Genomic DNA, 25946 nt, shown 5'->3' with positions numbered 1-25946 from the left:
CGTGCGGGTCCGTGTGCAGGGACGGCTCCCGTCGGTAGGCTCGACCGCATGGAGCATCAGGTGTTCGTTCCGGTACCGGCAGAAGACCTCCGCGCCGCGCTGCGCGACCCCGCCCGGGTGGCCCGCTGCGTACCCGGGCTCCAACACGACGCCGGCGACGGGTCGGGATCGTTGGCCGGGCGGCTCAGGGTCCGCGTCGGCGGCCACACCGTCACCTACCGGGGCGGCCTGAGCGTCACCGAGCGCTCCCCGGAGCGGTTCGACGTCGAGGGCGGCGGCACCGAGGTCCGGGGCAGCGGCACCGTCACGCTCTCGCTCCGGTTGAGGCTGACCCCGCACGACGGCGGAACCCGGCTGGAGTTCGCCGGTTCCGCCGAGGCCGACGGCCGGGCCGCCGGCTTCGAACCCGAGGCCACCGGCACCGCCGTACGGCGGCTCCTGGACCGCTTCACCGCGAACCTCGCCGCCGAGGCGGGTGCGGGTCCCGTGGTCCCGGGCAGCCGGGAGGGCTCCGAACTGCGCGACGCCGTCGCCGAGGCAGAGGAGGCCGAGGAGGCGCAGAAGGCGCAGGAGGCCGCCGCGGCCGAGGGCTCCGGGCGGTCCGGGGAGCCCGACGACTCCGACGGTTCCGCAGCCCCCGGAGCCCCCGGAGCCCCCGGCGACTTCGGCGAACCGGACGGGGAGGGCGCCGGGCGGAAGGGGCCCGGGGAGCCGGCGGGCGCGTCCGTCTTCGACACCGACGTGCCGCCCCCGTCCCTCGACCCCGCCCTCGACCCCTTCCTCGACACGGACTTCACCGCGACCGGCGCCGGAGCGGGCGAACCCGGCCGCCCCCCGCGGCCCCCGGCCGAGGCCGCCCACGCCCGCCGCACGATGATCGGCCGCAGCGCCGAGGAGGTCGACCACGCGCCCCCGCGCGGGCGTTACGCACCGGTCCCCGCCCCCTCCACCGCCGGCACCGCTCCCGCGCTGCGCTGGATCGGGCCCGCCGCCGCCCTGGCGCTGGCCTCCGCCGTCGTCGTCGGAAGGGCGTTGCGCCGCCGCCGCTGACGCGCCGTAGGGTCACCGTATGACTACGCGACTGAGCGCCGGCGGCGCCGACATCACCATCGACCAGGAGAACGGCTGCCGGATCAGCGCGCTGCGCGTCGACGGCACCGAGCTGCTGCGCCAGGGACCGCAGTTCGGGGCGTTCCCGATGGTGCCCTGGTGCGGGCGCATCGAGAACGGGCGGTTCCGGGACGGCGCGCACGTCCACCAGATGCCGCTGAACCACCCCCCGCACGCCATCCACGGCTTCGGCCGCAACGCGCCCTGGAAGGCGGCCAGGACGACCGACACCGAGGCGGTCTTCACCTACGACCTCACCGACCCGTGGCCCTACTCCGGCCGGGTGACGCAGATCTTCGAGCTGGACGAGCGGTCGCTGAAGATCACCATGGGGGTGGAGACGTACCAGGACTCCTTCCCGGCGCAGGCCGGCTGGCACCCGTGGTTCAACCGGGTCCTCACCGAGGGCGGCGCGCGGGCCGAGATCGCCTTCGAGCCCGCGTGGCAGGAGGAGCGCGGCGACGACCACCTGCCCACCGGCCGCCGTATCGACCCGCTTCCCGGCCCCTGGGACGACTGTTTCGGGATGCCCGACGGGGTCGACGTCACCCTCACCTGGCCCGGGGAGCTGGAGCTGAAGGTCACCAGCCCGACCGAATGGGTGGTCGTCTACGACGAGCAGGAGGAAGCCGTCTGCGTGGAGCCCCAGTCCGGCCCGCCGAACGGGCTGAACACCCTCCCGCGCCTGGTCACGCCCGTCGACCCGCTGGAGATCTCCACCACGTGGACCTGGCGGCGGCTCGGCTAGAGCCCCTCTAAGCTCGACGGCATGACTGACGTACGCGATGCGCTTCTGCAGCAGATCAAGGACAAGGCCGTCGTGCACGGCAAGGTGACGCTCTCCTCCGGCCGTGAGGCCGACTACTACATCGACCTCCGTCGCATCACCCTCGACGGCGAGGCCGCCCCGCTCGTCGGTCAGGTCATGCTCGACCTGACCGCCGACTTGGAATACGACTGCGTCGGCGGCCTCACCCTGGGCGCCGACCCGGTCGCCACCTCGATGCTGCACGCCTCCGCCGCGCGCGGCGAGCGCCTGGACGCCTTCGTCGTCCGCAAGGCGCAGAAGGCCCACGGCATGCAGCGCCGCATCGAGGGCACCGACGTCAAGGGCAAGCGCTGCCTCGTCGTCGAGGACACCTCGACCACGGGTGGATCCCCGCTGACGGCCGTCGAGGCCGTCCGCGAGGCGGGCGGCGAGGTCGTCGCGGTCGCCACGATCGTGGACCGGGGCGCGGCGGACGCCATCGCCGGCGCGGGGCTCCCGTACCTGACCGGGTACGAGCTGGGCGACCTGGGTCTTTCTTGATCCGGGGCGGAGGCTGAGCAACGGGACGGAGGGCGACAACTCGTGACGAAGGTCCCGGGTCGTCCCTGAGTCCGTCCTGACCTGCCCTTTTCGGGTCGGGTGGAGTGTTTCACGTGAAACGCTCCACCCGGTTCGCGCACCGTGGGGCGCAGAGGGGGGTGGAGTGTCGCGCCGAGTCTGGAAAGATAGGCGCGACGATGACGTCGCCCCCAGGTCAGGGCCCGCAATCAGCACCCTTCCCCGCACAACCAAGGAGCGGACAGATGCCCATCGCAACCCCCGAGATCTACAACGAGATGCTCGACCGGGCGAAGGCAGGCAAGTTCGCCTACCCGGCCATCAACGTGACGTCGACGCAGACCCTCCACGCGGCGCTGCGCGGCTTCGCCGAGGCCGAGAGCGACGGCATCATCCAGATCTCCACCGGTGGTGCGGAGTTCCTGGGCGGCCAGCACAACAAGGACATGGTCACGGGCGCCGTCGCCCTGGCCGAGTTCGCGCACGTCGTCGCCGCCAAGTACGACATCACCGTCGCGCTGCACACGGACCACTGCCCCAAGGACAAGCTGGACGGTTACGTACGTCCGCTCCTGGAGGTGTCCGCCGAGCGCGTGGCGCGCGGTCTGAACCCGCTCTTCCAGTCGCACATGTGGGACGGCTCCGCCGAGACCCTGGCCGACAACCTGGCCATCGGCCAGGAGCTGCTCGCCAAGGCCGCCGCCGCGAAGATCATCCTCGAGGTCGAGATCACCCCGACCGGCGGCGAGGAGGACGGCGTCAGCCACGAGATCAACGACGAGCTGTACACCACCGTCGACGACGCGATCCGCACCGCCGAGGCGCTGGGCCTGGGCGAGAAGGGCCGCTACCTGCTGGCCGCCTCCTTCGGCAACGTGCACGGCGTGTACAAGCCGGGCAACGTCGTCCTGCGTCCCGAGCTGCTCAAGGACCTCCAGGCCGGTGTCGCGGAGAAGTTCGGCAAGGCCTCGCCGTTCGACTTCGTCTTCCACGGCGGTTCGGGCTCCACGGCCGAGGAGATCGCCACCGCGCTGGAGAACGGCGTCGTGAAGATGAACCTCGACACCGACACCCAGTACGCCTTCACCCGCCCGGTCGCGGACCACATGTTCCGCAACTACGACGGTGTCCTGAAGGTCGACGGTGAGGTCGGTACGAAGTCCACCTACGACCCGCGCACCTGGGGCAAGCTCGCCGAGGCCGGCATGGCCAAGCGCGTCGCCGCCGCCTGTGCCGACCTGCGCTCCACCGGTACCCGGCTGAAGTAGTCGGCGGCCGGCAGTCGGCAGACCGTACGAGGACCCGGAGGGGGTCCACCGCCCGTCAGGGGCGGTGGACCCCCTCCGGTCGTGTGTCCCGCCGCGCCGTCGATCGTGTGTCCGGGCGCATGTCCGGGCGGTTCGGGGGGACCTGACGGAGGGGACGGGGGGCGTTGGACGGATGCCGCCCGATGGTGTGAAATCTACGCACAGAAAAAACGTACCCGTGGGGATGTAAAGCCGGCGGGCCAGGAGAGGCGACGCCACGACATGAGGACAGAGCGAGCCCAGGTGAAGCAGGACCGGGCGGTGCGCACGCGTCAGGCCATCATCGACGCGGCGGCCGAGGTGTTCGAGGAGCACGGGTACGACGCGGCCAAGCTCTCGGACATCGTCAACATCGCCAAGGTCACCAAGGGCGCCCTGTACTTCCACTTCGACTCGAAGGAAGGCCTCGCCCAGTCCGTCATCGACGCCCAGAACGCCTCCCGGCCCACCATGCTGCCGCAGCCGTACAAGGCGCAGGAGTTCCTGGACATCGGCATGGTGTTCTCCCACCGGCTGCGGCACGAGACGCTGATGCGGGCGAGCGCCCGCCTCACCCTGGAACACGCGGGCCGCGAACTGGACAAGGCGGCGCCCTACCAGGCGTGGATCGACCTGCACGTCACCGTGCTGGAGGAGGCGCAGCGGCGCGGGGAACTGCTGCCGAACGTGGACCCGGTGGTGCCGTCGCGGTTGATCGTCGGCGCGTACGCGGGGCTCAACACCATGTCCCAGATGCTCGGGTTGGACCTCGACGCGCAGGTGTCGGAGCTGTACACGCACGTGATGCCGAACGTGGTCGTGCCGGCCGTGGCGATCCGGTTGGACACGGCCCCGGGACGCGGCGCCCGGGCGTTGTACGGTCCGCAGGGCACGCATCCGTGCGAGATCGGCTGTCTCGGCGGGCAGTAGCACGGCCGGTGGCCGGTGGCCGGTGGCCGGTGGCCGGGAGTCGGCTCCCGTCTGTCGTATCCCCGTCCCTTCCCCTTCCAAAAAAGATCCTTCTGGGTATTATTTTTTTGCTCGACTGCCCAGGGGGAAAACTGTGGACATTGAGGTACTCGGAGCACCACGGGTCATCGAGAACGGGGTGCCCATCACGGCGCCCACGCCCGAGTCCAGACATGTCCTCGCGGTCCTCGCGGTCTCTCCCGACCGGGTGGTGCCCGTGTCGGTCCTCGCCGACGAACTCTCCCGCCGCACCCCGCCCGAACACACCCGGGGGGCCCTGCACACCGCCGTGCGCCGGCTGCGCGAGCGTTTCGCGGAGGCGCTCGGCGCCGGCTCGGTACGCACTCCCGAGACGGTGCTGTCGACACGGCCCGGCGGGTATCTTCTCGACACCGGCGGCGGTCGCTCCGACGTGCGGGAGTTCGCCCGCGAGGCGGGCGCCGGCTACCGGGCCATGGGCCGCGGGGACTTCGAGCGGGCGGCGCCCAGGCTGCGCCGGGCCCTGTCGCTGTGGAGGGGACCGGCCCTGGACGGGATCGACGCGGGGGACTGGCTCGGCGCCCGGATCGCCGTCCTCGACTCCGAACGGCTCTCGGTGCTCGGCCAGTGGGTCGAGGCGGAACTCGCGCTCGGACGCCACCGCGAACTGCGCCTGGAACTGGCCGGACTGCGCGGAGCCGGCGGCCGTCCCCTCGGCGACGACTACCTGGCCGCCCTGCGCCGCGCCGAGGACCGCTCCCTGACGGCGCGCGGCGCCCACCCCCTCGTCGGCCCGAGCCTGGCGTGCACGACGGGCTGCTGACCGGGCCCCGCGCCCGACGCCTGGGCCCGCGCCCCCTGACCTCCGTCCCCCGCCGCCGCCTTGACCCTCCGCCGCCCGGAACCTAGGTTCGGGGCGGGCTGGAAAACGCCTGGTCGGGTGGGGGACGAGGGGACCGCGGATGCGTGAGGTCGACGGCGATGCCGGCGACGGCGGCGAGGGTGGTGAGGGCCGTGACGGTCGCGACGCCCTGGCCGTACTGGAACTGCTCGCGGCGGACGCCCCGCAGAGCGCCTACGACGACCTGTTGGCCCGCGCCCGCTCCCGAGCCCGCTCCCGCTCCCGCGCCCCCGACGCGCACGGCCCGGACGGCCCGGACGGGCCCGCGCTCGCCGACATCGCCCGCGCCGTCGACCTGGCCCGCTCCGTACGGGCCCGCGCCAGCCGCCACAAGCAGCGCGAGGCGGCCCTCACCGCCCTCGTCGACACCGCGCACGACCTGACCTCCCCCTACGACATCGACGGCCTGCTGCGCCTGATCACCCGCCGCGCCCGGCGGCTCCTCGGCTTCGACATGGCCTGGCTGTCGCTGTCGCGGCCCGACGGATCGGCGTACGTCCGCACCTCCGAGGGCGAGACCACCGCGCTCAACGTCGGCCTCGAACTCGGCACCGGCCGGGGCCTGGGCAGCATCGCCCAGGCGCGCCGCTCCCCGGTGTGGACCGCCGACTACCTGAACGACCCCGCCATCGCGCACGCCCCCGGAATCGACGCCGTCGTCAAGGCGGAGAGCCTGCACGCGATCATCGCCGTCCCGCTGCGGCGCGGCGACTCCACCCTCGGCGCGCTCTACGGATCCGACCGCTCGGTGCGGGAGTTCACCCCCGACGAGATCGGCACGCTGCTCTCCCTCGCCGACCTCGCGGCCGTCGCCATCGAGAAGGCCCGCCTGCTGGAGCAGACCCGCGACGAGGTCACCGAACTGGAGGCGTTCGGCTCGCGCACCAACACGGCCCTGACCAGGGTCCGTTACCTGTGGGAGTGCCACGCGCGGCTCGCCGGGCTCGTCCTGGACGGCGCCGGCCTCGCCACCCTCGCCCGCGCCACCGCCGACGCCCTGGACGGGGTGCTCCAGGTGCGCGACCCGGGCGGGCGCCCGCTGACCGCCACCGGTGAACTCCCCGACCTGGACGAGGAGGCGGTGACCCGGGCCGCCCTCCAGGCCCTCACCGACCGGTGGCCCGTACGGCTGCCCGGGGACCTGTGGCTGGCCCCCGTCCTCGCGGGCGCCGAGGACCTCGGGGTGCTGCTGCTCAGCGCCTCCGCCCCGCTCGCCGACGAGGACGTGCGCCTGCTCCAACTGGCCGCCCAGTGCGTGGCCTCGCTGATGCTGATCCAGCGGGGCACGGCCGCCGCCGAGGGCCCCGTCCACGACGAGATCCTCGCCGACCTGCTGGACCGGCCGCACTCCGTCGACCTGCACCTGCTGGAGCGCACCCGACGCCTCGGCATCGACCTCGACCGCCCGCACGTGGTGGTCGTCGCCCGGCCCGAGGGCGGCGAGCTGGGCAAGGCCGTCGCCTGGGCGTCCTCGTACGCCTACCGGATGGGCGGGCTCAAGGGGGTGCGGCGGGGCTGCATCGTGCTCGTGCTGCCCGGCACCGACGCCTCCGCCGTCGCGCACCGGGCCTCCGGCGAGCTGTCGCCGCTGCTCGGCCACGCCGTCTCCACCGGCGCCGCCGGCCCCACCGAAGGCCCCGGGGCGGTGGCCCGGGTGTACGCGGAGGCGGTCCGCTGCCTGGACGCGCTGACCGCCCTCGACGGGGTCGGCGGTACCGCCTCGCTGCGCGAACTGGGCTTCCTCGGGCTGCTGTTGTCCGCCGATCACGACGTGGAGTCCTTCATCGCGGCCACCGTCGGGCCCGTCCTGGACTACGACGCGGACCGGCTGACGGAACTGACCCGCACCCTGGAGGCCTACTTCGCCTCCGGCTCCAGCCCCACCCGCGCCGCCGACGCCCTGCACGTGCACCCCAACACGGTCTCCCGCCGGCTGGAGCGGATCGCCGAACTGCTCGGCGAGCACTGGCAGGAGCCCGGCCGGGCGCTGGAGATCCAGATGGCGTTGCGCCTGCGCCGGGCCCGTACCGTCCTGCACGACCGCCGTACGGCGGGCGAAGCCCCGTAAGGACTCCTCGCGCTACGCGAGCGGGTAGCGCTCCGTCCCGGTCAGGGCCCGGGCGGCGTGCGCGACGGAGGCCAGGGTGACGTGCCGGTGCCAGCCGGGCAGGGCGCGGCCCGCGAAGTCGCGCAGCCCCGCCTCCCGGCCGCTGTGCTCGGCCGCGTGGCCCACGCGCAGGCCCTGCTTCGTCAGCCGCAGCAGCGGGCCCACGGGGAGGCGTACGAGATCGGTCACCCACATGTGCGCGGGCGGACGGCGGGGATCGGTCCACTCCCCGACCAGCAGCAGGTGCCGCCGCCGGGCGGGGGAGGGGTCCGGCATCATCACGCGGACGGCCACCGCGAGGGTGCTGCGGTGCCGGCCCGTCGGGTGCCTGGGGTCGGGGTCGGTCCACTCCACCGGGGTGCACAGCCCCTTGACCGACTGGAGGATCTCCCGGGCGGAGCGGACCCCGCCGCCGTGTCCGGGCAGCGCCGGGTCGGTGACCAGCAGCGGGGTCGTCGGGCTGACGCGGGCGATCACCGGCAGTCCGGCCTCCGCGAAGCGGTTCATCGTCGAGCGGGTGCCGATCCGCATGATGTCGAGGACCACGGGGCGCGGGGCCCCGCCGCCGCGCCGCACCGTCTCGATGACGGAGGCCGTCGCCGACTCCGCGTACGCGCTCTCCTCGTACGCGGCACGGGCGGCGAGGTCGGGACCGGTCAGCGGTCCCCGCCGCGCCCGCAGCCGGTCGGGGCCCCCGGCGGGCTCCGCCTCCGGTTCGCCCGGCAGGAACATGCGCCACCCGACCGGGCTGACGAGGCCCGCGGAGGCGAACCAGGTGCCGAAGGCCTGCTGCCCCCGGAACATCTGCCCCTGGTGCGGGTCGAAGCGGTGCGCCACGCCCACCGAGTGCTCGCCGCCCTTGGGAATCGCCATCGGCTGGGCCACCCAGGCGGTCAGCGGGGTCGCCGACTGGAGGAAGGCGCCGAGCGAGGCGCGGATGGGTTCCCAGTCCCAGGTGGAACCGGAGATGAAGTGGTGCATGCTCTGCTCGGCCGCCGGCCCGCCGAGCCGGCCCGCGATGCCCCGCATCGACTTGCGGCCCGGCAGGGACAGCAGTCCCTGGACGTACTGGCGGCCCTTCTCCCGCTGGTCCTTGCGGCGCAGCGAGGCGAAGACCGTGTCGCACAGGTCGTCGGCGGCCTGCCGGGCCGGGTCGTGTCGGGTCGCCTCCCGCCGGGCCGGCGGGCGGTGCGGCGCGGCGGCCGGCGCCCGGTCCGCACCGCCGTCGGTGTCGCGGGCGGAGCGGCGGTCCGTACCCCGCTCGACGCCCCTCTCGATGCCGTGTACGACGGCGTTGTCCGTGCTGCTGTCCGTGCTGCTGTCCGTGCTGCATTGGGTGATCGCGTTCACGTCATGCCTCCCCCGGCGTGCGTCCACTGCCCTCTACCGTCGGCCCGTGACCCCCTTTCTCGGGAGGTGGTCCGACCACCGCACTTCGGCGAAAGGTGGTGGGCCTGTCACCACCCCGGGCGGATCGGCGACGACTTGACGGACTGCCCCGGCGGGCTTGGTCCCGCCGGCCGGCGTCCGGCACGGTCGAGGCACGGGGCAGTTCGGACGGAAAGCCGTGAAGGGGTCGGGGTGCAGTTCGGGATCTTCTCCCTCGGCGACGTCGTCCCCGACGCGGCCACCGGCAGGATCCCGACGGAGCACGAGCGCATCAAGGCGATGACGGCCCTCGCCGTACGGGCCGAGGAGGTCGGGCTCGACGTCTTCGCCACCGGCGAGCACCACGGCCCGCCGCACGTGACCTCCTCGCCGCCGATCCTGCTGGGCTACCTCGCCGCGCGCACCGAGCGGGTGCTCCTCTCCACCGCCACCACCCTGATCACCACCACCGACCCGGTGCGGATCGCCGAGGAGTACGCGCTGCTCCAGCACCTGGCCGACGGCCGGCTCGACCTGATGACGGGCCGCGGGAACAACCCGAACGCCTACCCCTGGTTCGGCCAAGACCTGCGCCAGGGCCTCGACCTGGCCCGCGAGAACTACGCCCTCCTGCACCGCCTGTGGCGCGAGGTGGACGTCGACTGGCGGGGCCGCTCCCGCGCCCGCCTCGACGGCTTCACCTCCGTGCCCCGCCCGCTGGACGGCGTACCGCCCTTCGTGTGGCACGCCGCCGTGCGCTCCGCGGAGACCGCCGAGCGGGCCGCGTACTGGGGCGACGGCTTCTTCGTGCACGACCCCCTCGGCCCCGTCGAGCACCACGCCCGCCTCGTCGACCTGTACCGGTCGCGGTACGCCGAGCACGGCCACGGCCCCGCCGAACGGGCCGTCGTCGGCCTCGGCGGACACCTCTTCGCGCGGGCGCGCTCACAGGACGCGTTCCGCGAGTTCCGGCCCTACTTCGACCGCTCCCCGGTCTACGGGGGCCACGGCTCCCTGGAGGAGTGCGCCGCCCGCACCCCGCTGGCCGTCGGCAGCCCCGACCAGATCGTCGAGAAGCTCCTCGCCTCCCGCGAGGCCTGCGGGGACCACCGGCGCCGGCTGTTCCTGCTGGACCACGCCGGGCTGCCGCTGAAGACCGCGCTGGAGCAGATCGACCTGCTGGGCGAGCGGATCGTGCCCGCGCTGCGCCGGGAGCTGGCCGCCCCCCGCCCGGGGGTCCCGGACGGGCCCGCGCCGGCGCTCCCCGCGGGCCCCGGCCGGCCGGCCGCGCGCGGGCCCCTCGACCCCGTCGCCGGCGCCGTCGGTACACACTGATCCCATGTCGATTCACCAGAACCTGCTCGGGGGTCCCGCCCCCACCCACCTGCCCGACGAGCCCGCGCCCCGCGAGGCCCTCGCCGCCGGCACCGACCCGGCCGAGGTGGCCGCCGCGCACCCGACCTCGTCCCTCGCCTGGGCGGCCCTCGCGGACCGCGCCTTCGAGGCCGGCAACACGGTCGAGTCGTACGCGTACGCCCGTACCGGCTACCACCGCGGCCTCGACGCCCTGCGCCGCGCCGGCTGGAAGGGCCACGGCCCGGTGCCGTGGGAGCACGAGCCGAACCGCGGCTTCCTGCGCGCGCTGAACGCCCTGGCCCGCGCGGCCGGCGCCATCGGCGAGAAGGAGGAGTACGCGCGCTGCTCGACGTTCCTGCGCGACTCCTCCGAGACCGCCGCGGACGTGCTCGCCCCGGACACGCTCGCATAACCACGCGAAGTCTCCCCTAGAGGCGCTCCGGATCCCCTGCTTATGATGCGAGGCAGGGGACCGGGGCTCCACTTACCTCATCGGAAGGAGCGGACCGCTACCCGGAAGCACGTGTCGAGGAGACAGAAATGTCGCACGCCCTTGATGCCTCCGGAGCCGGTTCGGACACCCCGAACCTCGACTTCGCCGGCACGACCCCCTACGAGGACTACGTCCAGGCCGACGTCCTCACCCACCTCCAGCACCTGCGCTCGGACGATCCCGGCGAGATGGTGTTCCTGGTCACGACCCAGGTCATGGAACTGTGGTTCACGGTGATCGTCCACGAGTGGGAGACCGCCGCCCGCGCCCTGCGCGAGGACGACATCCCCGTCGCGATGGACGCGCTGAAACGATCCCTCCGCGAGCTGGAGGCCCTGAACGCCTCCTGGCGACCCCTCGCCCAGCTCACTCCCGCCCAGTTCAACGCCTATCGCGGCGCCCTGGGCGAAGGTTCCGGTTTCCAGTCGGCGATGTACCGCCGCATGGAGTTCCTGCTCGGCGAGAAGTCCGCTTCGATGCTGGTCCCCCACCGGGGCGCGCCCCGCGTCCACGGCGAGCTGGAGAAGGCCCTCCAGGAGCCCAGCCTGTACGACGAGACCCTGCGCCTGCTGGCCCGCCGGGGCCTGCCCGTCCCGACCGAGGTCCTGGAGCGCGACCTCGCGCTGCGCTACGAGCCCTCCCCGGCGGTCGAGGCCGTCTGGACGGCCCTGTACGCCGAGCCGCGCGGCGAGCACTCCGACCTGCACCGCCTCGGCGAGGTCCTGACCGACGTCGCCGAACTGGTCTGGCGCTGGCGCAACGACCACCTGGTGGCGACCCGCCGCGCGATGGGCGCGAAGACGGGCACGGGCGGCTCCGCCGGGGTGACCTGGCTGGAGAAGCGCGCCCAGAAGAACGTCTTCCCCGAGCTGTGGACGGCGCGCAGCCATGTCTGACGCCATAGCCCCCGGCCCCGAGGCCACCCGCGACCTCCCCGCCCCCGCGGGCGGGGACCTCCCGGGCCGCGCCGATCTCCTCGCCCGCGCCGCCCGGCTCGACGACGGCGACCCGCTCGCCAAGCTCCGCGAGCGCTTCACCCTCCCCGACGGGGTGGTCTACCTCGACGGCAACTCGCTCGGCGCCCTCCCGGCCGCCGTCCCGGGCGCCGTCGAGGACGTGGTGCGCCGCCAATGGGGTGAACTCCTCATCCGATCCTGGGACGAGAGCGGCTGGTGGACGGCGCCCGAGCGGATCGGCGACCTGATCGCCCCGCTGGTCGGCGCCGCCCCCGGCCAGGTGACCGTCGGCGACTCCACCAGCGTCAACCTGTTCAAGGCGCTGGTCGGCGCCGCCCGGCTCGCCGCCCCCGGCCGCACCCGGATGCTGGTCGACGCCACGACCTTCCCGACGGACGGCTACATCGCCGCCTCCGCCGCCCGGCTGACCGGCCTGGAGGTCGTCCCCGTCGACCCGTCCGACGCGGTGCGCGAGATGACCGACGCCACGGCGGTGGTCCTGCTCAACCACGTCGACTACCGCACCGGCCGGCTCCACGACCTGCCCGCCCTCACCCGGGCGGCGCGGGCGGCGGGCGCGCTCGTCGTGTGGGACCTGTGCCACTCGGCCGGCGCCCTGCCCGTCGGGCTCGACGCGCACGCCGTCGACCTCGCGGTGGGCTGCACCTACAAGTACCTCAACGGCGGCCCGGGGTCCCCGGCGTACCTCTACGTGGCCGCACGCCACCAGGACGCCTTCGACTCCCCGCTCCCGGGCTGGAACAGCCACGCCGAGCCCTTCGCGATGACCCCGGAGTACGAGCCGGCGCGGGGCGCCGCCCGCGCCCGGGTCGGGACCCCGGACATCCTGTCCATGCTCGCCCTGGAGTCGGCCCTCGGCGTGTGGGAGGGGGTGGACGTCGAGGACGTCCGCGCCAAGTCCCTCGCGCTGACGGACTTCTTCCTGGACTGCGTGGCCGCGTACGTCCCCGAGGGGGCGGTGGAGTCCGTCACCCCGGCCGGGCACGGCGAACGCGGCAGCCAGGTCTCGCTGCGCACCGCCGACGCCCGCGCGGTGATGACGGAGCTGATCGCGCGCGGTGTCGTCGGGGACTTCCGGGCGCCCGATGTGCTGCGCTTCGGGTTCACCCCGCTCTACGTCTCCTTCGCGGACGCCGAGCGCGCGGCCCGCACACTGGGTCACATTTTCGGGTGACGCGGTAGCACGCCGTAGCGAAACGTCACGGCACGGGACGGGCGGGGCCGCGGCCCCGCCCGTCGTCGTGTGGCCCTCTCCCGCCCCGGAACGGCGCGGTCCGGCCTGATACGGTCCCGCTCTGCCGGAAACACGGGAAACACCGGAACATCTGTCCCCGCTGTACCCCGCCGTGCCCTGCTGTCCCACGCGTTACTCGTACCGAGAGGTGGAGCCGATGACGGACCCCGCAGTCGAACGGGACGCCGCCGAGGCCGCGTCGGCGTTCGCCCACCCCCCGGTCGCCCCCGACGCCACCGCCGCCTACGGGGAACACCCCGACCAGGTCGTCGACTTCTACGCCCCGCGCGGCGCCGGCGCCCCCGCCCCGCTGGTGGTGCTCCTGCACGGCGGGGCCTGGCGGGCCCCGTACGACCGCCTGCACGTCACCCCGTTCGCGGACCTGCTGGCCCGACGCGGTTTCGCGGTGGCCAACGTCGAGTACCGGCGCGGGAGTTCCCTGCCCCACCAGGGTGCGGAGGGGCCGGTCGCGGGGCGCTGGCCGGAGACCTTCGACGACGTGGCCGCCGCCATGGACGCGCTGCCCGAACTGGTGGGGGCGGCGCTGCCCGCCGCAGACGTCCGCCGGACCGTGGTGACGGGCCACTCGGCGGGCGGCCACCTCGCGCTGTGGGCCGCCGCCCGACACGTCCTGCCGTACGGGTCCCCGTGGCGGCTCCCCTCCCCGCCGCCGCTGCGCGGGGTGGTGGCCCTGGCCCCCATCGCGGACTTCGCGGTGGCGCAGCGGCTGGGGGTGTGCGGGGGCGCGTCCGGGCAGCTGCTGGGCGGGCCGGAACACTGGGACGAGCGGCTGCCGTCCGCCGACCCGGCGGCGCTGCTGCCGACGGGGATCGCGACGGCCGTGGTGCACGGGCGGGAGGACATCGTGGTCCCGCCCGCGGTGGCCGAGTCGTACGTGGCCGCGGCGGCCAAGGCGGGCGAGATGGTGGGGCTGACGCTGGTGGAGGGCGTCGGGCACTTCCCGCTGATCGACCCGGCGGCGGACGCCTGCGCGGTGGTCTGCGAGGAGATCTCCCAACTCGCCTGGTAGCCCGGTGGCCCGGTGGCCCGGTGGCCCGGTGGCCCGGCTGTCTGCGCGGGGGTCAGCGGGGCCGCGTGAGGGGTTCCTTCTTGCCCGGGTAGACGTGGTCCGGGGTCACGATCGAGGTGATCGCCTCCCCGAAGAGCGTGGTCGGTTCCTGCCCGTCGACCAGGGAGTCCGTGTTGAGCAGGACCACCATCGTCGCCCGCTCCTGCGGCAGGTACACGGTCAGGCTCTCGTAGCCGGGCAGGGACCCGTTGTGGCCGATCCAGCCCTGCACGTCGAAGATGCCCAGGCCGTAGCCCGCGCCGGGGATCCCGCCGATCGGCTTCACCGCCAGCCGTTGCGCCTGGGTCGCGGGCTTCAGCAGCGTGCCCGTGGCCAGCGTCTTCGCCCAGCTGCGCAGGTCTTCGAGGTCGGAGATCATCGCGCCGGCGGCCCAGGCCCAGGAGGGGTTCCAGTCCGTCGCGTCGACGGTCTTGCCGCCGTCGTCGGTGTAGCCCTGCGGGTGCGGCTTCGGGTACTCGGCGCCCGTGGGGAAGAGGGTGTGGCGCAGTCCGGCCGGCTTCACCACGTCCTCGTTGATCACCTGCTGGAGCGGTCTGCCGGTGACCTTCTCGATGACCAGGCCCAGCAGGATCAGGTTGGTGTTGGAGTACTCGAACTCCGCGTCCGGCGCGAACTGCACCGCGTGCGCGAACGAGTAGTCGAGCAGCTGCCGCGGCGTGAAGGTCCGCCCGGCGAGGAGAGCCTTGTCGAAGTCCGGGTCCTCGCTGTAGTTGTAGAGCCCGCTGCGCATGCCGGCGAGCTCGCGCAGGGTGATCCGGTCGCCGTTCGGGACGCCCGCGACGTACTTCCCGATGGGGTCGTCCAGGCCCACCTTGCCCTGGTCGACGAGCTGGAGCAGGGCGGTGACGGTGAACGTCTTGGTCTCGCTGCCGATGCGGAAGTTCATGTCCGTCGCCATCGGGGCCTTCGTCGCCTTGTCCGACACCCCGAAGGTCTTCACGTAGGAGCCCTTGCCAGGGGCCCACAGTCCGACGACCGCGCCGGGCACCTTCGTCTCGCGCAGGGTCTTCTCGACGGCCGCGTCGAGTTTCGCCGCCACGGCCGGGGTGAGCTGCGGGAAGGGCGTGTCGTCGGCGGCGGCGGGCGCGGTCGTCGTGGGTGTCGGTGTCGGGGCGGCGGTCGCCCCGTGCGCGAACACCGCGCCCGCCGTGCCCGCCGGAGCGATGAGCACGGCCGCCGCCGCGGCGGCCAGAGCGGCCCGGCGCAGCCGTACGGGAATGGGGTTCATCTGATTTCTCCCGTCGTCCGGGGGACCTGGACGGTCCACCCAGGCTAGGCCCGGACCGGCGGGGCCGCGCGGCGGCCCCGCCCCCGCGCGGACGGGAGGTCAGTCCCACTGCTGATCGGCGAGCGAGGCCACCGGCTGGGGCTTGCCGATGACGGCGAGGGCGATGAAGAAGTTGATCTGCCCGATCGCGATCGTCAGGGTGGCCAGCGCCTTCTCGTCGTAGTGCCTCGCCACCTCGGCGTACAGCTCGTCCGTGACGCGCTCCCGGCCGTGCGGGGCGGGCTGGAGGGTGGCCTCGACCAGGGCGAGCGCGGCGCGCTCGGCGTCGGTGAAGAAGGGGGCGTCCTGCCAGGAGGAGACGGCCGTGATGCGCTCCTCGGACACCCCGGCCTTGCGCAGGAAGCCGGTGTTGAGGACCGTCAGGTAGGTGTTGCCGACGATCTGACCGGCCCGCAGGTGCACCAGGCTCATCGTGGCGCGCGGTACCGAGCGGTTGCCGGTGGCCCGGAAGAGGGCGGCGCTGACGTCGGCCAGCTCGGGCACGAACTCGCCCGGGTTCGGCATGCGGGAGATCGAGATCGAGGTCGAGGTGGTGGCGGGGGCGGTGGCGTTGTCGTGCGTCATGGCTGCTCTCCTCGGGATCGTTCGGCGGCTTCACTGCAATGACCCGGGGGAGCGCGCGGATGTGACGGGAACCGGGAAGTTTTTTCCCGGCCGGTTCTTCGCGACCGGTCCCGGACGCGATGCTGGGGGCATGCGCGCCGCCCGCCTGATCCGCATGGCCCTCCTCGTCCAGTCGAACCCGGGCCTGACCGGAGCCGCGCTCGCCCGGGAGCTGGAGGTCTCCGAACGGACCGTGATCCGTGACGCCCAGGCCCTCCAGGACGCCGGGATCCCGGTCCGCTCCGACCGGGGCCGGGTCGGCGGCTACTTCCTGGCCCCGGGCTACCGGACCCGGCTGACCACCCTGCACCGCGGCGAGGCGGAGACCCTGTTCCTCTCCGGGCTGCCGTCGGCGCTGCGGGACCTCGGGCTGTCGGACGCGGCCGAGGTCGCCCGCCTCAAGCTGACGGCCACCCTGCTCCCGTCCGTGCGCGAGGCCGCCGAGTCCTCGGTGCGCCGCTTCCACCTCGACGCCCCGGCCTGGTTCCGGGAGCCCTCGACGCCCGAACTGCTGCCGGAGCTGGCCCGGGCCGTGTGGGACGACCGGACCGTCGAGCTGTCCTACGCCCGCCCGGGCCGGGGCGGCGCCCCGGCCGCCACGGTGACCCGTACCGTCGAGCCGTACGGGCTCGTCCTGAAGGCCGGCACCTGGTACGTCGTCGTCCGTCTCCCGGACGGCGCGCGGGAGGACCGGGCCGCCGCCTGGCGCACCCACCGCGTCGACCGGATCACGGCCTTGGCGCCGGCGCCCGGAGCACCCAAGCCGTTCGCGCGCGAGCCGGGCTTCGACCTGGCGGCGCACTGGCGGGCCCACGCCGCCGCCTTCGCGCGGGCGCTGCTGCGCACCACCGTGACCGTACGGCTGACGGCCCGGGGGCTGCGCCGGCTGCCCGCCGTCGTGGACGGGGCCGCCGTCGAGGAGGCACTGGCCCGCGCGAGCGCCCCCGACGCCGCCGGGCTGGTCACGCTCGACCTGCCCACCGAGTCCGAGGACGTGGCGTTCGAGCAGCTGGCCGGGCTCGGCGCGGACGTGGAGGTCTTGGCCCCGGACGCCCTGCGCGCCCGCTTCCGCGACCGCGCGCGGGCCCTGGCCGCCCTCTACGGGTAGCGGTCGGTGACGGCCCGGACCGGTGACGGCCCGGACCGGCGGCAGCCCGGATCAGCGGTAGTCCTCCGGAGGGGCCTGCTTGCCGCCGAACTCGACCTCCTCGAAGTAGGCCATGGCGTCCGGCCGGCTGCCGTCCACGTCCCGCACCCCGTAGACCCGGGCGAGTTCACCGCTCGACGTGGACTTCCCGCCCCAGCGGTCGGCCCGGTCGGGGTCCGCCGCCAGCGCCGCGACCGCCCGCGCCAGGTAGTACGGCGACTCCGAGATCCCGAACGACGGCTCCTGCGCGACGACGTCGCGCCAGTTCTCCTCCGCGACCCCGAAGTGCGCGAGCATCTGCTCGGAGCGCAGGAAGCCCGGGGTGACCGCGACCGCCGTGCCCCCGTACGGCGCCAGTTCCTGGGCCAGGCCGAACGCGAGCCGGATCGGGGCGTTCTTCGCCAGGTCGTAGTACATGTTGTCGCGGTAGCGGCGGTTGAAGTGCGCGGTGCCGTCGGTGACCTCCACGTGCAGCGGAGCGTCCGAACGGATCAGCAGCGGCAGCAGCAGCGCCGCCGTGATCACGTGCGAGCGGACGCCGAGCTCCAGGATCCGCAGACCGTCGGCGAGCGGCGTCTCCCAGCTCTTCTTCCCGAAGACGGAGCGCACGAGCAGGTGCTCCCCGCCCCACAGGTCGTTGACGAGGACGTCGAGCCGGCCGTGCTCGGCGTCGATCCGCGCGGCCAGGGCGCGCACCCGCTCCTCGTCGAGGTGGTCGGTGGGCACCGCGATCCCGGTGCCGCCGGCGGCCTCGACCAGCTCGGCGGTCTCCTCGATCGTCTCCGTGGTCCGGCCGACCTCGCTGGCCCGCTCGCGGGTGGTGCGGCCCGTGACGTAGACGGTCGCGCCGGCCCGGCCCAGCTCCACGGCCTGCGCGCGGCCCGCACCCCGCGTCGCGCCCGCCACCAGGGCGATCCGCCCCGCGAGCGGACGCTCCGGGACGGTGGGGTCGACGTTCCGGATGGTCATGTCCTCGTTGGTCATGCCGTCCATCGTTCACCCCATACCCGACAGAACACGTCACCTTTTACGGGACGGGACGGAACGGGACGCGCCGCAGGGGCGGGCGCGCGATGTGCGCGGCCCGCCCCTGCGGTGTGGTGCGGTGGTGCGGTGGTGCCGTACTGCCGTACCGCCTAGAGGAACGAGTTGATCTCGATCGTCTCGGTGCGGCCGGGGCCGACGCCGATCGCGGAGATCGGGGCGCCCGACATCTCCTCCAGGGCCTTCACGTACGCCTGCGCGTTCTTCGGCAGGTCGGAGAAGGTCTTGGCCTTGGTGATGTCCTCGGACCAGCCCGGGAGGGTTTCGTAGATCGGCTTCGCGTGGTGGAAGTCGGTCTGCGAGTAGGGCAGCTCCTCGACGCGCTTGCCGTCGATCTCGTACGCGACGCAGACCGGGATCTCCTCCCAGCCGGTCAGCACGTCCAGCTTGGTGAGGAAGAAGTCCGTCAGGCCGTTCACGCGGGTCGCGTAGCGGGCGATCGGGGCGTCGAACCAGCCGCAGCGGCGGTCACGGCCGGTGGTGACACCGCGCTCGCCACCGATGCGGCGCAGCGCCTCGCCGTCCTCGTCGAACAGCTCGGTCGGGAACGGGCCCGCGCCGACGCGGGTCGTGTACGCCTTGAGGATGCCGATGACGCGGCTGATCTTCGTCGGGCCCACGCCGGTGCCGGTGCAGGCGCCGCCGGCGGTTGGGTTCGAGGAGGTGACGAAGGGGTACGTGCCGTGGTCGACGTCGAGCAGGGTGCCCTGGCCGCCCTCGAAGAGCACGACCTTGTCCTCGTCCAGCGCGTTGTTCAGGATCAGGGTGGTGTCGGCGACGTAGCCCTTGATCTGGTCCGCGTACTGGAGCATCTCCTCGACGATCGCGCCGGCCTCGATGGCGCGCCGGTTGTAGAGCTTCGCGAGGAGCTGGTTCTTGCCCTCCAGCGCCGCTTCGACCTTCTGCGTGAGGATCGACTCGTCGTAGAGGTCCTGGACGCGGATGCCGACGCGGTTGATCTTGTCCGCGTAGGTCGGACCGATGCCGCGACCGGTCGTACCGATCTTGCGCTTGCCGAGGAAGCGCTCGCCGACCTTGTCGAGGGTGACGTTGTACGGCGTGATCAGGTGCGCGTTACCGCTGATGAGCAGCTTGGAGGTGTCGATGCCGCGCTCGTTCAGGCCGCGCAGCTCGGAGAGCAGGACGGCCGGGTCCACGACGACACCGTTACCGATGACCGGGGTGCATCCGGGGGAGAGGATGCCGGAAGGGAGAAGGTGCAGTGCGTACTTCTGGTCGCCTACGACGACCGTGTGGCCGGCGTTGTTGCCACCCTGGTAGCGCACCACATAGTCAACGGATCCACCGAGCAGGTCGGTGGCCTTTCCCTTGCCCTCGTCACCCCACTGAGCTCCGAGCAGCACAAGAGCGGGCACAGGCGTACACCTCTTCCGGATGGGGCATGTCCAAGGTCAGGGGGCGTACGACGATGTACACCGCAGGCTGAGCCGTCGGACCGGTGCCCCGGAATAGACGAAGGCCCTGGCGCAATAGCGCAAGGGCCTCTTGCACAAAGATGCTACCCGAGGAAGGACCGAGGTGTCGGCTCCAGAGCCCGCCATGAGCCAAGCGGGTGCGCCGGTAGGCGGACTGCTCGTGCTCGTCGACCCGGTCGCCCGCCGTCTTGACGGCGAGTCCGTGCGAATCGCGAAGGATGTGTTGTCAGCGGGAGCGGCGGCGAAAATCTGCCTCCCGGATTCGCAGGAGGAATTCGCGCGGGCCCTCGCCCGCCGGGGCCATCGGCGGCCGGTGGTCGTGGGGGACGACCGGGCCCTGGTGCGGGTCGTGGGGCTGCTCCAGCGGGAACGGGGCGCCCGGCGCCGCGATCCGCAGGGAGCGGTGGTGTCGCTGGTGCCCGTGGGCCCGGCGGCCTCGTTGGGGCTGGCCCGCACGCTCGGCGTGCCGCAGTCCGCCGTACTGGCGGCGCGCGCGGCACTGGACGGCGTACCCCACCCCCGGGACCTGCTGGTGGACGACAGCGACGGGGTGGTGCTGGGCGGGCTGCGCATCGGGGCGCCGCGGCGCACGGTGCCCGTGACCCGCTGGGGCGGCACCTACCGTTCGCTGCTGCGCACCCTGCTGCCGAACCCCGCCGCCGCCGCGCGGCCGGTGCACCGGCTGCGCGTGGAGGTCGACGGGGTGGTGCTCGCGGACGTGGAACACCCCGTCGAGGACGTCGCCGTGCGCACCGGCGGGCTCGGCGGCCCCGCCGAGGTGGTGGTCCGGCTCGCCGGGGCCCCGCCGCTGACGGGGTGTGCCGAGGCGGTCACGGTGTCGGGGGCCGACTTCCGCTACCGGGCCGACCACGTCCTGGCCGGGCCGGTGCGCCGGCGGACGTGGACGGTGCGGCGGGCGGCGTGGTCGCTGACGCTGCCGAGGTAGCGGGGGCAGTGGGGGTGGTCGGGGCGCGGCCGGCCGGGCGGGCGGCCGGGGTGGCGGTCGGCCGGGCGGTCGGGGTGGCGGTCGGCCGGGCGGCCGGTCGAGGCGGCCGGTCGAGGCGGCCTCCCGGCGGCCGGTTCGGGCTAGCGGCCGGAGATCTCGTTCGCGGCGGCCTCGATCAGGTCGGTGACCTGGCCCGGCTGTGAGGCCAGGGAGGCGTGCGAGGCGTCGAGCTCGATGGTCTTGCGCGGGTTCATCCGCTCGGCCATCCGGCGCTCGTTGTCCGGGTGGATCATTCGGTCCTCGGTGGACACCTGGTACCAGGACGGCTTCGCGCGCCAGGCCGGCGCGGTGACGGCGTCGCCGAAGGTGGAGGCGAGCGGAGCCTTCTGCGTCACCGCCATGACCAGGGCCTCGTCGGGGGTGAGGTCCTGCGCGAAGCTCTCGTGGAAGAGGTCCTGCTTGACCCACAGGTAGCCGTCGGAGTCGGGCGCGATGTTCGCGAACGCGGCCGGGGGCAGCTCCTGGCTGATGCCCCCCGGGCTCTCGCCGGCGTCGGGGGCGAAGGCCGCGACGTAGACGAGGGCCTCGACGTTGGGCAGGTCGCCGGCCTCGGTGATCACCGCGCCGCCGTAGGAGTGACCGACGAGCACCACGGGGCCGCCGATCTGGCGGACCATCTTGCGGGTGCGTTCGGCGTCGTCGGCGAGCGAGGTCAGCGGGTTCTCGACGGCGTGGAGGTCGCCGAAGCCGCGGCGGTGGAGCTCGGTGACGACCTTGGACCAGTGGGCGGCGCCGCCCCAGAAACCGTGGACCAGGACGATGGCGGGCTTGGTGGACCTGTCGGCCATGGGAGGGCCTTCCTGCGTGGGGGAGGTGGCGTCCGACTGCTCAGGACTGCTCCGCCCACGCTAGGCAGGCCCCCGTGACCGCGCCACCGCACTCGCCGGTGCGCCCCTCACATGGGCTCGCGCGGGTCCGCGCGGGGCCGGTGGCCGGCTCACATCGGTTCGAGGACGGACAGCACGTTGCCCGCGGGGTCCTTGAACCAGGCGATGGTCGGGCCCTCCTCGCCGCCCCGCACGATGCCCTTGTCGTCGGTGTCGAAGCCCGGGTAGCGCTCGAAGCGGACACCGGCCGCGGTCAGGGCGTCCACCGCCCGCTCGACGTCGGGCACGGGGAAGTTGAGGATCGTGAAGCTCGCCGGCACGTGGTCCTCCTTCGGGTACACGAGGACCGTGGTGTCGCCGGCGAGGTGCAGGAAGAGCATGCCGTCGTCGGCGGAGACCCGCAGGCCCAGGGTGTCGCCGTAGAACGCCCGTGCCGCGTCGAGGTCGTCGACCGAGAAGCCGCTGAAAGCCTTGCTGTCCTGGAACATGATCAGTCCTTCGGCGTGACGTGCCGCGTTCCCCCGCCCGTGACCCCTTCGTCCATCGTCCCGCCGTGTGGGAAGGGCGTCGACCGGGGGCGGGGCGGCCGGCACGCTGGGGCCATGACCGATCATGAAGCTTCCCCCGGCCCCGGCCCCGGCCCCGGCCCCGGTTCCGGTTCCGACCTCGGCCTCGGCCCCGGCCCCGGTTCCGGTTCCGACCTCGGCCCCGGTTCCGACCCCGGCCCCGGGCCCCGTTCACCCCGTGTCACCGCGCTGGAGTGGGGCCTGATGGAGGTCGAGGGGCTCGCCCCGGCCAAGGACTTCGCGCTGTACCCGGGCGGCGGCCGGCCGTGGGACTGGGCCGAGCACGGCACCCGGCACGCGCCCGGGATCCGACCGGGCGACGTACGCGACCTGTTGGAGCGGGGCGCCGAGGTGATCGTCCTCAGCCGCGGCATGGACCTGCGCCTCGGCGTGGCCCCGGAGACCCTGGAGCTCCTGCGGGCGGCCGGGGTGGAGTTCCACGTGGAGGGGACGCGGGAGGCCGTCGCGCTCTACAACGAACTGGCCGGCGCCCGCCGGGTCGGCGGGCTGTTCCACTCCACCTGCTGACGGGCCCGCCCCGACCGGCACGTCCGCCCCGGCAGGCTCAACACTCCACCAGCAGCTCGCGCAGCCCCCGGATGACGTACCCCTCCTGCCACCGCGGTTCCCGCACCAGCCGCAGGGGCGGGAGGTCGGGATCGAGGAGGGCGGCGAAGGAGGAGGCCAGCTCCAGGCGGGCCAGTGGTGCGCCCAGGCAGTAGTGGATCCCCGCGCCGAAGCCGACGTGCGGGTTGTCGGCGCGCGTGAGGTCCAGGACGTCCGGACGCGTGAAACGGGCCGGGTCCCTGTTCGCAGAACCGAACAAAAGTGCGAGTTCGGCTCCGCGCGGGATCACCGTGTCGCCGATGCGGACGTCGTCGAGCACCCAGCGCTCGAACATCTGGAGCGGAGTGTCGTAACGCAGAAGTTCATCCACAGCTGTGGACAACTTTTCGGGTTCCCGCACCCCCGGGTGCGCGCGCAGGGCCGCGAGCTGCTCCGGATTGCGGAACAGGGCCCACCAGCCGTTCACCGTCGTGTTGACGGTCGCCTCGTGCCCGGCGTTCAACAGCAGGACGCAGGTGGAGATCATTTCCTGCTCGCTGAGCCGGCCCTCCTCATCGTGGGCGGCGATCAAGCCGGAGATCAAATCGGACCCGGGGCGCGCCCGACGCTCCTCGATCAGGGCCCGCAGGTACGCGCTGAACTCCACGCTCGCCACCACCGCCCGCCGGGCCGTCTCCGGGTCCGGACGCAACTCGAACATCCCGCAGATGTCCGCCGACCAGGGCCGCAACAACGGTCGGTCCGACTCCGGCACGCCGAGCAACTCCGCGATGACCGCCACCGGCAGCGGCTCGGCCACCGCCGTCAGCAGGTCGCCGCCGCCCTCCGCCCGCAGACCGGCGGCGAGTTCGCGCGCGAGCCGGTCCACGGCCGGCGCGAGCCGCTCCACCATCCGCGGGGTGAAGGCCTTCGACACCAGCCGGCGCACCCGCGCGTGTGCGGGATCCTCCAGGTCCAACAGCCCGTTGTCGTTGAGCACGTGGAAGGGCTCGTGCTCCGGCGGCGGGGCCTGCCGCCCGAACTCCTCGTGCGTGAAGCGGTGCAGATAGGTCCGCCCCAGCCGACGGTCCCGCAGCAGGGCGCTGACATCGGCGTGGTGCGGAACCAGCCACTGCCCCGTCGCCTCCGCCCACACCACCCGCCCCCGCTCACGCAACTCCCGATAGGCCGGATACGGATCGGCGACGAACGCCGCATCCCAAGGATCAAAGCGCATCCCCCGACCTTAGGCCGTGTCCTGGTGGCATCCCGTGGAGCGGCGGTGGACGCCTGCGGGCGGCGGTACCTACTGCGGGATCACCAACCGCGTCTCGTAGGCGTACACGGCCGCCTGCGTACGGTCCCGCAGGCCCAGCTTGACCAGGATCCGGCTCACATGGGTCTTGATCGTGGACTCGGCGACCACCAGCCGGTCCGCTATCTCCGCGTTCGACAGGCCCTGGGCGATCAGGACCAGGACCTCCGTCTCCCGCTCCGTCAACTCGGTTACCCCCGCCGGATCCGCGAGCCTCGGGGCCTGCGACAGCTTCGAGAACTCGACGATCAGACGCTTCGTCACCGAAGGGGCCAACAACGCCTCCCCGGACGCCACCACCCGCACGCCGTCAGCCAACTGACGGGCCGAGGCGTCCTTCAACAGGAACCCCGAAGCCCCCGCCCGCAGGGCCTGGTACACGTACTCGTCGAGGTCGAAGGTCGTCAGGACCAGCACCTTCGCGTCCGAGTCACCCGCCACGATCTGCCGGGTCGCCTCCAGGCCGTTCATCTCCGGCATCCGGATGTCCATCAGCACCACGTCCGGCCGGAGGGCGGCGACCCGGTCGAGGGCCTGCCGGCCGTCGACGGCCTCGCCGACGACCTCGATCCCCTCCATCGCGTTCAGCAGGACCGAGAAGCCCTCACGGACCATCATCTGATCGTCGACGATCAACACCCTGATCGTCATACCGACCCCTCGTCCCCCTTCACAGGGCCCCTCACCGGGAGGAACACGGACACCTCGTAGCCGCCGGCGTCCGTCGCCTCGGCCGTCATCTCGCCCTCCAGCATCGCCACCCGCTCCCGCATCCCCGTGATGCCGTGTCCCGCGCCCGGCGAGGGCGGCACGTCACCGACGGCGGGACCGTTGACGACCCGTATCCCCAGACCACCCAGCACGTACGACACCTCGACCCCGGCCGCCGCGCCCGGCGCGTGCCGCAGGCTGTTGCTCAGCGCCTCCTGGATGATCCGGTACGCCGACAGCTCCACGCCCTGCGGCAGCTCCCGCACCGCGCCCGTGACCGTCTTGTCCACGCTCAGGCCGGCCTCCCGCACATTGGTCAGCAGCCCGTCCAACGAGGCCAGCGTCGGCTGCGGGGCATCGGGCGCCTCGTAGTCCGCCGAGCGGACCACGCCCAGCACCCGCCGCAGCTCCGTCAGCGCCGCCACCGCGTTCTCCCGGATGGTCAGGAACGCCGCCTCCAACTCCGGCGGCGGGTTCTTCACCCGATACGGAGCCGCCTCGGCCTGGATCGCCACCACCGACATGTGGTGCGCGACCACGTCGTGCAACTCCCGCGCGATCGTCGTCCGCTCCTCCAGCAGCGTCCGCCGGTCCCGCTCGAAGGCCGTCACCACCTGCTGGGCGCTCACCTCGGCCCGCGCCTCCCGACGGGTGTTGCGCACCGTCACCACCAGCAGGGACACCCCGGAGAAGAAGGCCATCGTGGCCGTCCCGAGCCCCTGGCCGAGCATCAGCGGCAGCGTGACCCCGTACAGCACCGTGATGATCCACATCCAGCCGGCCGCCCGCGGCCGCAGCCGCAGGGCCACGAAGGTCACGACGGCCAGGTGGCCGAGGAACGTGCTGGGAGACCAGGGCCAGATCAGGCTGCGGTCCACGAACAGCGCCAGCACCGTGGTCACGGCCAGCATCGACCAGAACGCCCCCACGGGCCGCACGAGGGTCATCAACACCGGAGCCGCCGCGAGCACCCCCATGATCGCGAACTCGAGGGGCGGCCCGGAGAAGGTGTTCTGCGCCGTGGCGAGACAGGCCACCAGGAAGGCCGTCGCGGCGACGAACGCGTGCGGCAGATAGACCGCCTTGGGCCGTATCCACCGGGGCAGCCTGCGGATCAGCGGCCCGTCCACGCGCAACGGGGCCAACGGGCGGTAGGCGAAGGCATCGTCGACGAGGTCGGCCCGCAGGCGCTGCATCAGGCCCGACGCCAGCCGCAATTCGGGTGGTCGGGGGCTCGCCCCGGTGGTCGTCTGGTTCATA

General features: G+C 73.3%; 25 protein-coding genes. 15 read left to right on the top strand and 10 right to left on the bottom strand.

The window, feature by feature from the left end:
• The first annotated feature begins 48 nt into the window (after positions 1–48).
• The 7 genes from ACZ6ZI_RS09000 to ACZ6ZI_RS08970 all read left to right on the top strand — a co-directional run bounded on the left by ACZ6ZI_RS09000 (position 49) and on the right by ACZ6ZI_RS08970 (position 7640).
• Entirely contained in the window at positions 49–1050 is a 1002-nt protein-coding gene (locus ACZ6ZI_RS09000) for an SRPBCC family protein (RefSeq protein ID WP_469518078.1), read from the top strand.
• A 19-nt stretch (positions 1051–1069) separates the two neighbouring features.
• Positions 1070–1858 (top strand): aldose epimerase family protein, encoded by a 789-nt coding sequence (locus ACZ6ZI_RS08995; RefSeq protein WP_469518076.1) that lies wholly within the window; start codon positions 1070–1072, stop codon positions 1856–1858.
• Positions 1859–1879: 21 nt separating this feature from the next.
• Complete coding sequence (gene pyrE, locus ACZ6ZI_RS08990; RefSeq protein WP_363053713.1) at positions 1880–2419, top strand: orotate phosphoribosyltransferase; 540 nt, start codon at positions 1880–1882, stop codon at positions 2417–2419.
• A gap of 263 nt (positions 2420–2682) precedes the next feature.
• Complete coding sequence (gene fbaA / locus ACZ6ZI_RS08985; RefSeq protein ID WP_469518073.1) at positions 2683–3705, top strand: class II fructose-bisphosphate aldolase; 1023 nt, start codon at positions 2683–2685, stop codon at positions 3703–3705.
• Between the two features lie 261 nt (positions 3706–3966).
• A complete protein-coding gene (locus ACZ6ZI_RS08980; RefSeq protein WP_469518072.1) occupies positions 3967–4653 on the top strand; it encodes a ScbR family autoregulator-binding transcription factor in 687 nt (228 codons plus the stop codon).
• Between the two features lie 133 nt (positions 4654–4786).
• Positions 4787–5494: an AfsR/SARP family transcriptional regulator gene (locus ACZ6ZI_RS08975; RefSeq protein WP_363053717.1), complete on the top strand. Its 708-nt coding sequence runs from the start codon at positions 4787–4789 to the stop codon at positions 5492–5494.
• A gap of 139 nt (positions 5495–5633) precedes the next feature.
• A complete protein-coding gene (locus ACZ6ZI_RS08970) occupies positions 5634–7640 on the top strand; it encodes a helix-turn-helix domain-containing protein (protein WP_469518071.1) in 2007 nt (668 codons plus the stop codon).
• A 12-nt stretch (positions 7641–7652) separates the two neighbouring features.
• On the opposite strand, the gene ACZ6ZI_RS08965 is transcribed toward ACZ6ZI_RS08970, so the two are convergent.
• Positions 7653–8807, bottom strand: coding sequence for an IS701 family transposase (locus tag ACZ6ZI_RS08965; protein WP_469518647.1), 1155 nt, complete (start codon positions 8805–8807; stop codon positions 7653–7655).
• A gap of 453 nt (positions 8808–9260) precedes the next feature.
• Between ACZ6ZI_RS08965 and ACZ6ZI_RS08960 the strand changes: the two genes are divergently transcribed.
• The 5 genes from ACZ6ZI_RS08960 to ACZ6ZI_RS08940 all read left to right on the top strand — a co-directional run bounded on the left by ACZ6ZI_RS08960 (position 9261) and on the right by ACZ6ZI_RS08940 (position 14137).
• On the top strand, positions 9261–10382 hold the full coding sequence (locus ACZ6ZI_RS08960; protein ID WP_469518069.1) for a CE1758 family FMN-dependent luciferase-like monooxygenase: 1122 nt from the start codon (positions 9261–9263) through the stop codon (positions 10380–10382).
• Positions 10383–10386: 4 nt separating this feature from the next.
• Positions 10387–10815: a DUF3151 domain-containing protein gene (locus ACZ6ZI_RS08955; RefSeq protein WP_363053723.1), complete on the top strand. Its 429-nt coding sequence runs from the start codon at positions 10387–10389 to the stop codon at positions 10813–10815.
• A gap of 128 nt (positions 10816–10943) precedes the next feature.
• Entirely contained in the window at positions 10944–11792 is an 849-nt protein-coding gene (locus ACZ6ZI_RS08950; RefSeq protein ID WP_469518066.1) for a tryptophan 2,3-dioxygenase family protein, read from the top strand.
• Complete coding sequence (gene kynU, locus ACZ6ZI_RS08945) at positions 11785–13047, top strand: kynureninase (RefSeq protein ID WP_469518063.1); 1263 nt, start codon at positions 11785–11787, stop codon at positions 13045–13047. Before ACZ6ZI_RS08950 ends, kynU begins: the two co-directional genes overlap by 8 nt.
• Positions 13048–13264: 217 nt before the next feature.
• Entirely contained in the window at positions 13265–14137 is an 873-nt protein-coding gene (locus ACZ6ZI_RS08940) for an alpha/beta hydrolase family protein (RefSeq protein ID WP_469518062.1), read from the top strand.
• Between the two features lie 52 nt (positions 14138–14189).
• Here the strand turns inward: ACZ6ZI_RS08940 and ACZ6ZI_RS08935 are convergent, their stop codons facing one another.
• A complete protein-coding gene (locus ACZ6ZI_RS08935; RefSeq protein WP_469518060.1) occupies positions 14190–15425 on the bottom strand; it encodes a serine hydrolase domain-containing protein in 1236 nt (411 codons plus the stop codon).
• A gap of 99 nt (positions 15426–15524) precedes the next feature.
• Complete coding sequence (locus ACZ6ZI_RS08930) at positions 15525–16049, bottom strand: carboxymuconolactone decarboxylase family protein (protein WP_469518058.1); 525 nt, start codon at positions 16047–16049, stop codon at positions 15525–15527.
• Positions 16050–16179: 130 nt separating this feature from the next.
• Between ACZ6ZI_RS08930 and ACZ6ZI_RS08925 the strand changes: the two genes are divergently transcribed.
• A complete protein-coding gene (locus ACZ6ZI_RS08925; protein WP_469518056.1) occupies positions 16180–17196 on the top strand; it encodes a helix-turn-helix transcriptional regulator in 1017 nt (338 codons plus the stop codon).
• Positions 17197–17247: 51 nt separating this feature from the next.
• Here ACZ6ZI_RS08925 and ACZ6ZI_RS08920 read toward each other — a convergent pair whose 3' ends face one another.
• Complete coding sequence (locus ACZ6ZI_RS08920; protein ID WP_469518054.1) at positions 17248–18219, bottom strand: SDR family oxidoreductase; 972 nt, start codon at positions 18217–18219, stop codon at positions 17248–17250.
• A 152-nt stretch (positions 18220–18371) separates the two neighbouring features.
• Positions 18372–19655 (bottom strand): adenylosuccinate synthase, encoded by a 1284-nt coding sequence (locus ACZ6ZI_RS08915; protein ID WP_030228647.1) that lies wholly within the window; start codon positions 19653–19655, stop codon positions 18372–18374.
• Positions 19656–19839: 184 nt separating this feature from the next.
• On the opposite strand from ACZ6ZI_RS08915, the gene ACZ6ZI_RS08910 reads away from it, so the two are divergent.
• Positions 19840–20661 carry a diacylglycerol kinase gene (locus tag ACZ6ZI_RS08910; protein WP_469518052.1) on the top strand — a complete coding sequence of 274 codons (822 nt, stop codon included), beginning with the start codon at positions 19840–19842 and terminating at the stop codon, positions 20659–20661.
• A gap of 140 nt (positions 20662–20801) precedes the next feature.
• Here the strand turns inward: ACZ6ZI_RS08910 and ACZ6ZI_RS08905 are convergent, their stop codons facing one another.
• Together ACZ6ZI_RS08905 and ACZ6ZI_RS08900 are read right to left on the bottom strand one after the other, a co-directional pair.
• On the bottom strand, positions 20802–21509 hold the full coding sequence (locus ACZ6ZI_RS08905) for an alpha/beta hydrolase (protein ID WP_469518050.1): 708 nt from the start codon (positions 21507–21509) through the stop codon (positions 20802–20804).
• Positions 21510–21658: 149 nt separating this feature from the next.
• Positions 21659–22036 carry a VOC family protein gene (locus ACZ6ZI_RS08900; protein ID WP_363057057.1) on the bottom strand — a complete coding sequence of 126 codons (378 nt, stop codon included), beginning with the start codon at positions 22034–22036 and terminating at the stop codon, positions 21659–21661.
• 114 nt (positions 22037–22150) lie between these two features.
• Between ACZ6ZI_RS08900 and ACZ6ZI_RS08895 the strand changes: the two genes are divergently transcribed.
• On the top strand, positions 22151–22642 hold the full coding sequence (locus ACZ6ZI_RS08895) for an Mth938-like domain-containing protein (RefSeq protein WP_469518048.1): 492 nt from the start codon (positions 22151–22153) through the stop codon (positions 22640–22642).
• A 37-nt stretch (positions 22643–22679) separates the two neighbouring features.
• Here ACZ6ZI_RS08895 and ACZ6ZI_RS08890 read toward each other — a convergent pair whose 3' ends face one another.
• From ACZ6ZI_RS08890 to ACZ6ZI_RS08880, 3 genes are all read right to left on the bottom strand, one after another.
• Positions 22680–23897, bottom strand: coding sequence for a cytochrome P450 (locus tag ACZ6ZI_RS08890; protein ID WP_469518046.1), 1218 nt, complete (start codon positions 23895–23897; stop codon positions 22680–22682).
• A 69-nt stretch (positions 23898–23966) separates the two neighbouring features.
• Positions 23967–24626 (bottom strand): response regulator transcription factor, encoded by a 660-nt coding sequence (locus tag ACZ6ZI_RS08885; RefSeq protein ID WP_363057063.1) that lies wholly within the window; start codon positions 24624–24626, stop codon positions 23967–23969.
• Positions 24623–25945 (bottom strand): sensor histidine kinase, encoded by a 1323-nt coding sequence (locus tag ACZ6ZI_RS08880; protein WP_469518044.1) that lies wholly within the window; start codon positions 25943–25945, stop codon positions 24623–24625. Before ACZ6ZI_RS08880 ends, ACZ6ZI_RS08885 begins: the two co-directional genes overlap by 4 nt.
• Position 25946: the final 1 nt, after the last annotated feature.

Source organism: Streptomyces sp. NPDC103540, from assembly GCF_055584445.1.
Note: the sequence above shows the minus strand (reverse complement) of the source record. Positions and strands in the feature narration are given on the sequence as shown.

Coding starts and splice junctions, on each gene's coding strand:
- ACZ6ZI_RS09000 (WP_469518078.1), top strand. CDS start 49: ATGGAGCATCAGGTGTTCGTTCCGGTACCGGCAGAAGACCTCCGCGCC.
- ACZ6ZI_RS08995 (WP_469518076.1), top strand. CDS start 1,070: ATGACTACGCGACTGAGCGCCGGCGGCGCCGACATCACCATCGACCAG.
- pyrE (WP_363053713.1), top strand. CDS start 1,880: ATGACTGACGTACGCGATGCGCTTCTGCAGCAGATCAAGGACAAGGCC.
- fbaA (WP_469518073.1), top strand. CDS start 2,683: ATGCCCATCGCAACCCCCGAGATCTACAACGAGATGCTCGACCGGGCG.
- ACZ6ZI_RS08980 (WP_469518072.1), top strand. CDS start 3,967: ATGAGGACAGAGCGAGCCCAGGTGAAGCAGGACCGGGCGGTGCGCACG.
- ACZ6ZI_RS08970 (WP_469518071.1), top strand. CDS start 5,634: ATGCGTGAGGTCGACGGCGATGCCGGCGACGGCGGCGAGGGTGGTGAG.
- ACZ6ZI_RS08955 (WP_363053723.1), top strand. CDS start 10,387: ATGTCGATTCACCAGAACCTGCTCGGGGGTCCCGCCCCCACCCACCTG.
- ACZ6ZI_RS08950 (WP_469518066.1), top strand. CDS start 10,944: ATGTCGCACGCCCTTGATGCCTCCGGAGCCGGTTCGGACACCCCGAAC.
- kynU (WP_469518063.1), top strand. CDS start 11,785: ATGTCTGACGCCATAGCCCCCGGCCCCGAGGCCACCCGCGACCTCCCC.
- ACZ6ZI_RS08940 (WP_469518062.1), top strand. CDS start 13,265: ATGACGGACCCCGCAGTCGAACGGGACGCCGCCGAGGCCGCGTCGGCG.
- ACZ6ZI_RS08935 (WP_469518060.1), bottom strand. CDS start 15,425: ATGAACCCCATTCCCGTACGGCTGCGCCGGGCCGCTCTGGCCGCCGCG.
- ACZ6ZI_RS08930 (WP_469518058.1), bottom strand. CDS start 16,049: ATGACGCACGACAACGCCACCGCCCCCGCCACCACCTCGACCTCGATC.
- ACZ6ZI_RS08925 (WP_469518056.1), top strand. CDS start 16,180: ATGCGCGCCGCCCGCCTGATCCGCATGGCCCTCCTCGTCCAGTCGAAC.
- ACZ6ZI_RS08920 (WP_469518054.1), bottom strand. CDS start 18,219: ATGACCAACGAGGACATGACCATCCGGAACGTCGACCCCACCGTCCCG.
- ACZ6ZI_RS08910 (WP_469518052.1), top strand. CDS start 19,840: ATGAGCCAAGCGGGTGCGCCGGTAGGCGGACTGCTCGTGCTCGTCGAC.
- ACZ6ZI_RS08905 (WP_469518050.1), bottom strand. CDS start 21,509: ATGGCCGACAGGTCCACCAAGCCCGCCATCGTCCTGGTCCACGGTTTC.
- ACZ6ZI_RS08900 (WP_363057057.1), bottom strand. CDS start 22,036: ATGTTCCAGGACAGCAAGGCTTTCAGCGGCTTCTCGGTCGACGACCTC.
- ACZ6ZI_RS08895 (WP_469518048.1), top strand. CDS start 22,151: ATGACCGATCATGAAGCTTCCCCCGGCCCCGGCCCCGGCCCCGGCCCC.
- ACZ6ZI_RS08890 (WP_469518046.1), bottom strand. CDS start 23,897: ATGCGCTTTGATCCTTGGGATGCGGCGTTCGTCGCCGATCCGTATCCG.
- ACZ6ZI_RS08885 (WP_363057063.1), bottom strand. CDS start 24,626: ATGACGATCAGGGTGTTGATCGTCGACGATCAGATGATGGTCCGTGAG.
- ACZ6ZI_RS08880 (WP_469518044.1), bottom strand. CDS start 25,945: ATGAACCAGACGACCACCGGGGCGAGCCCCCGACCACCCGAATTGCGG.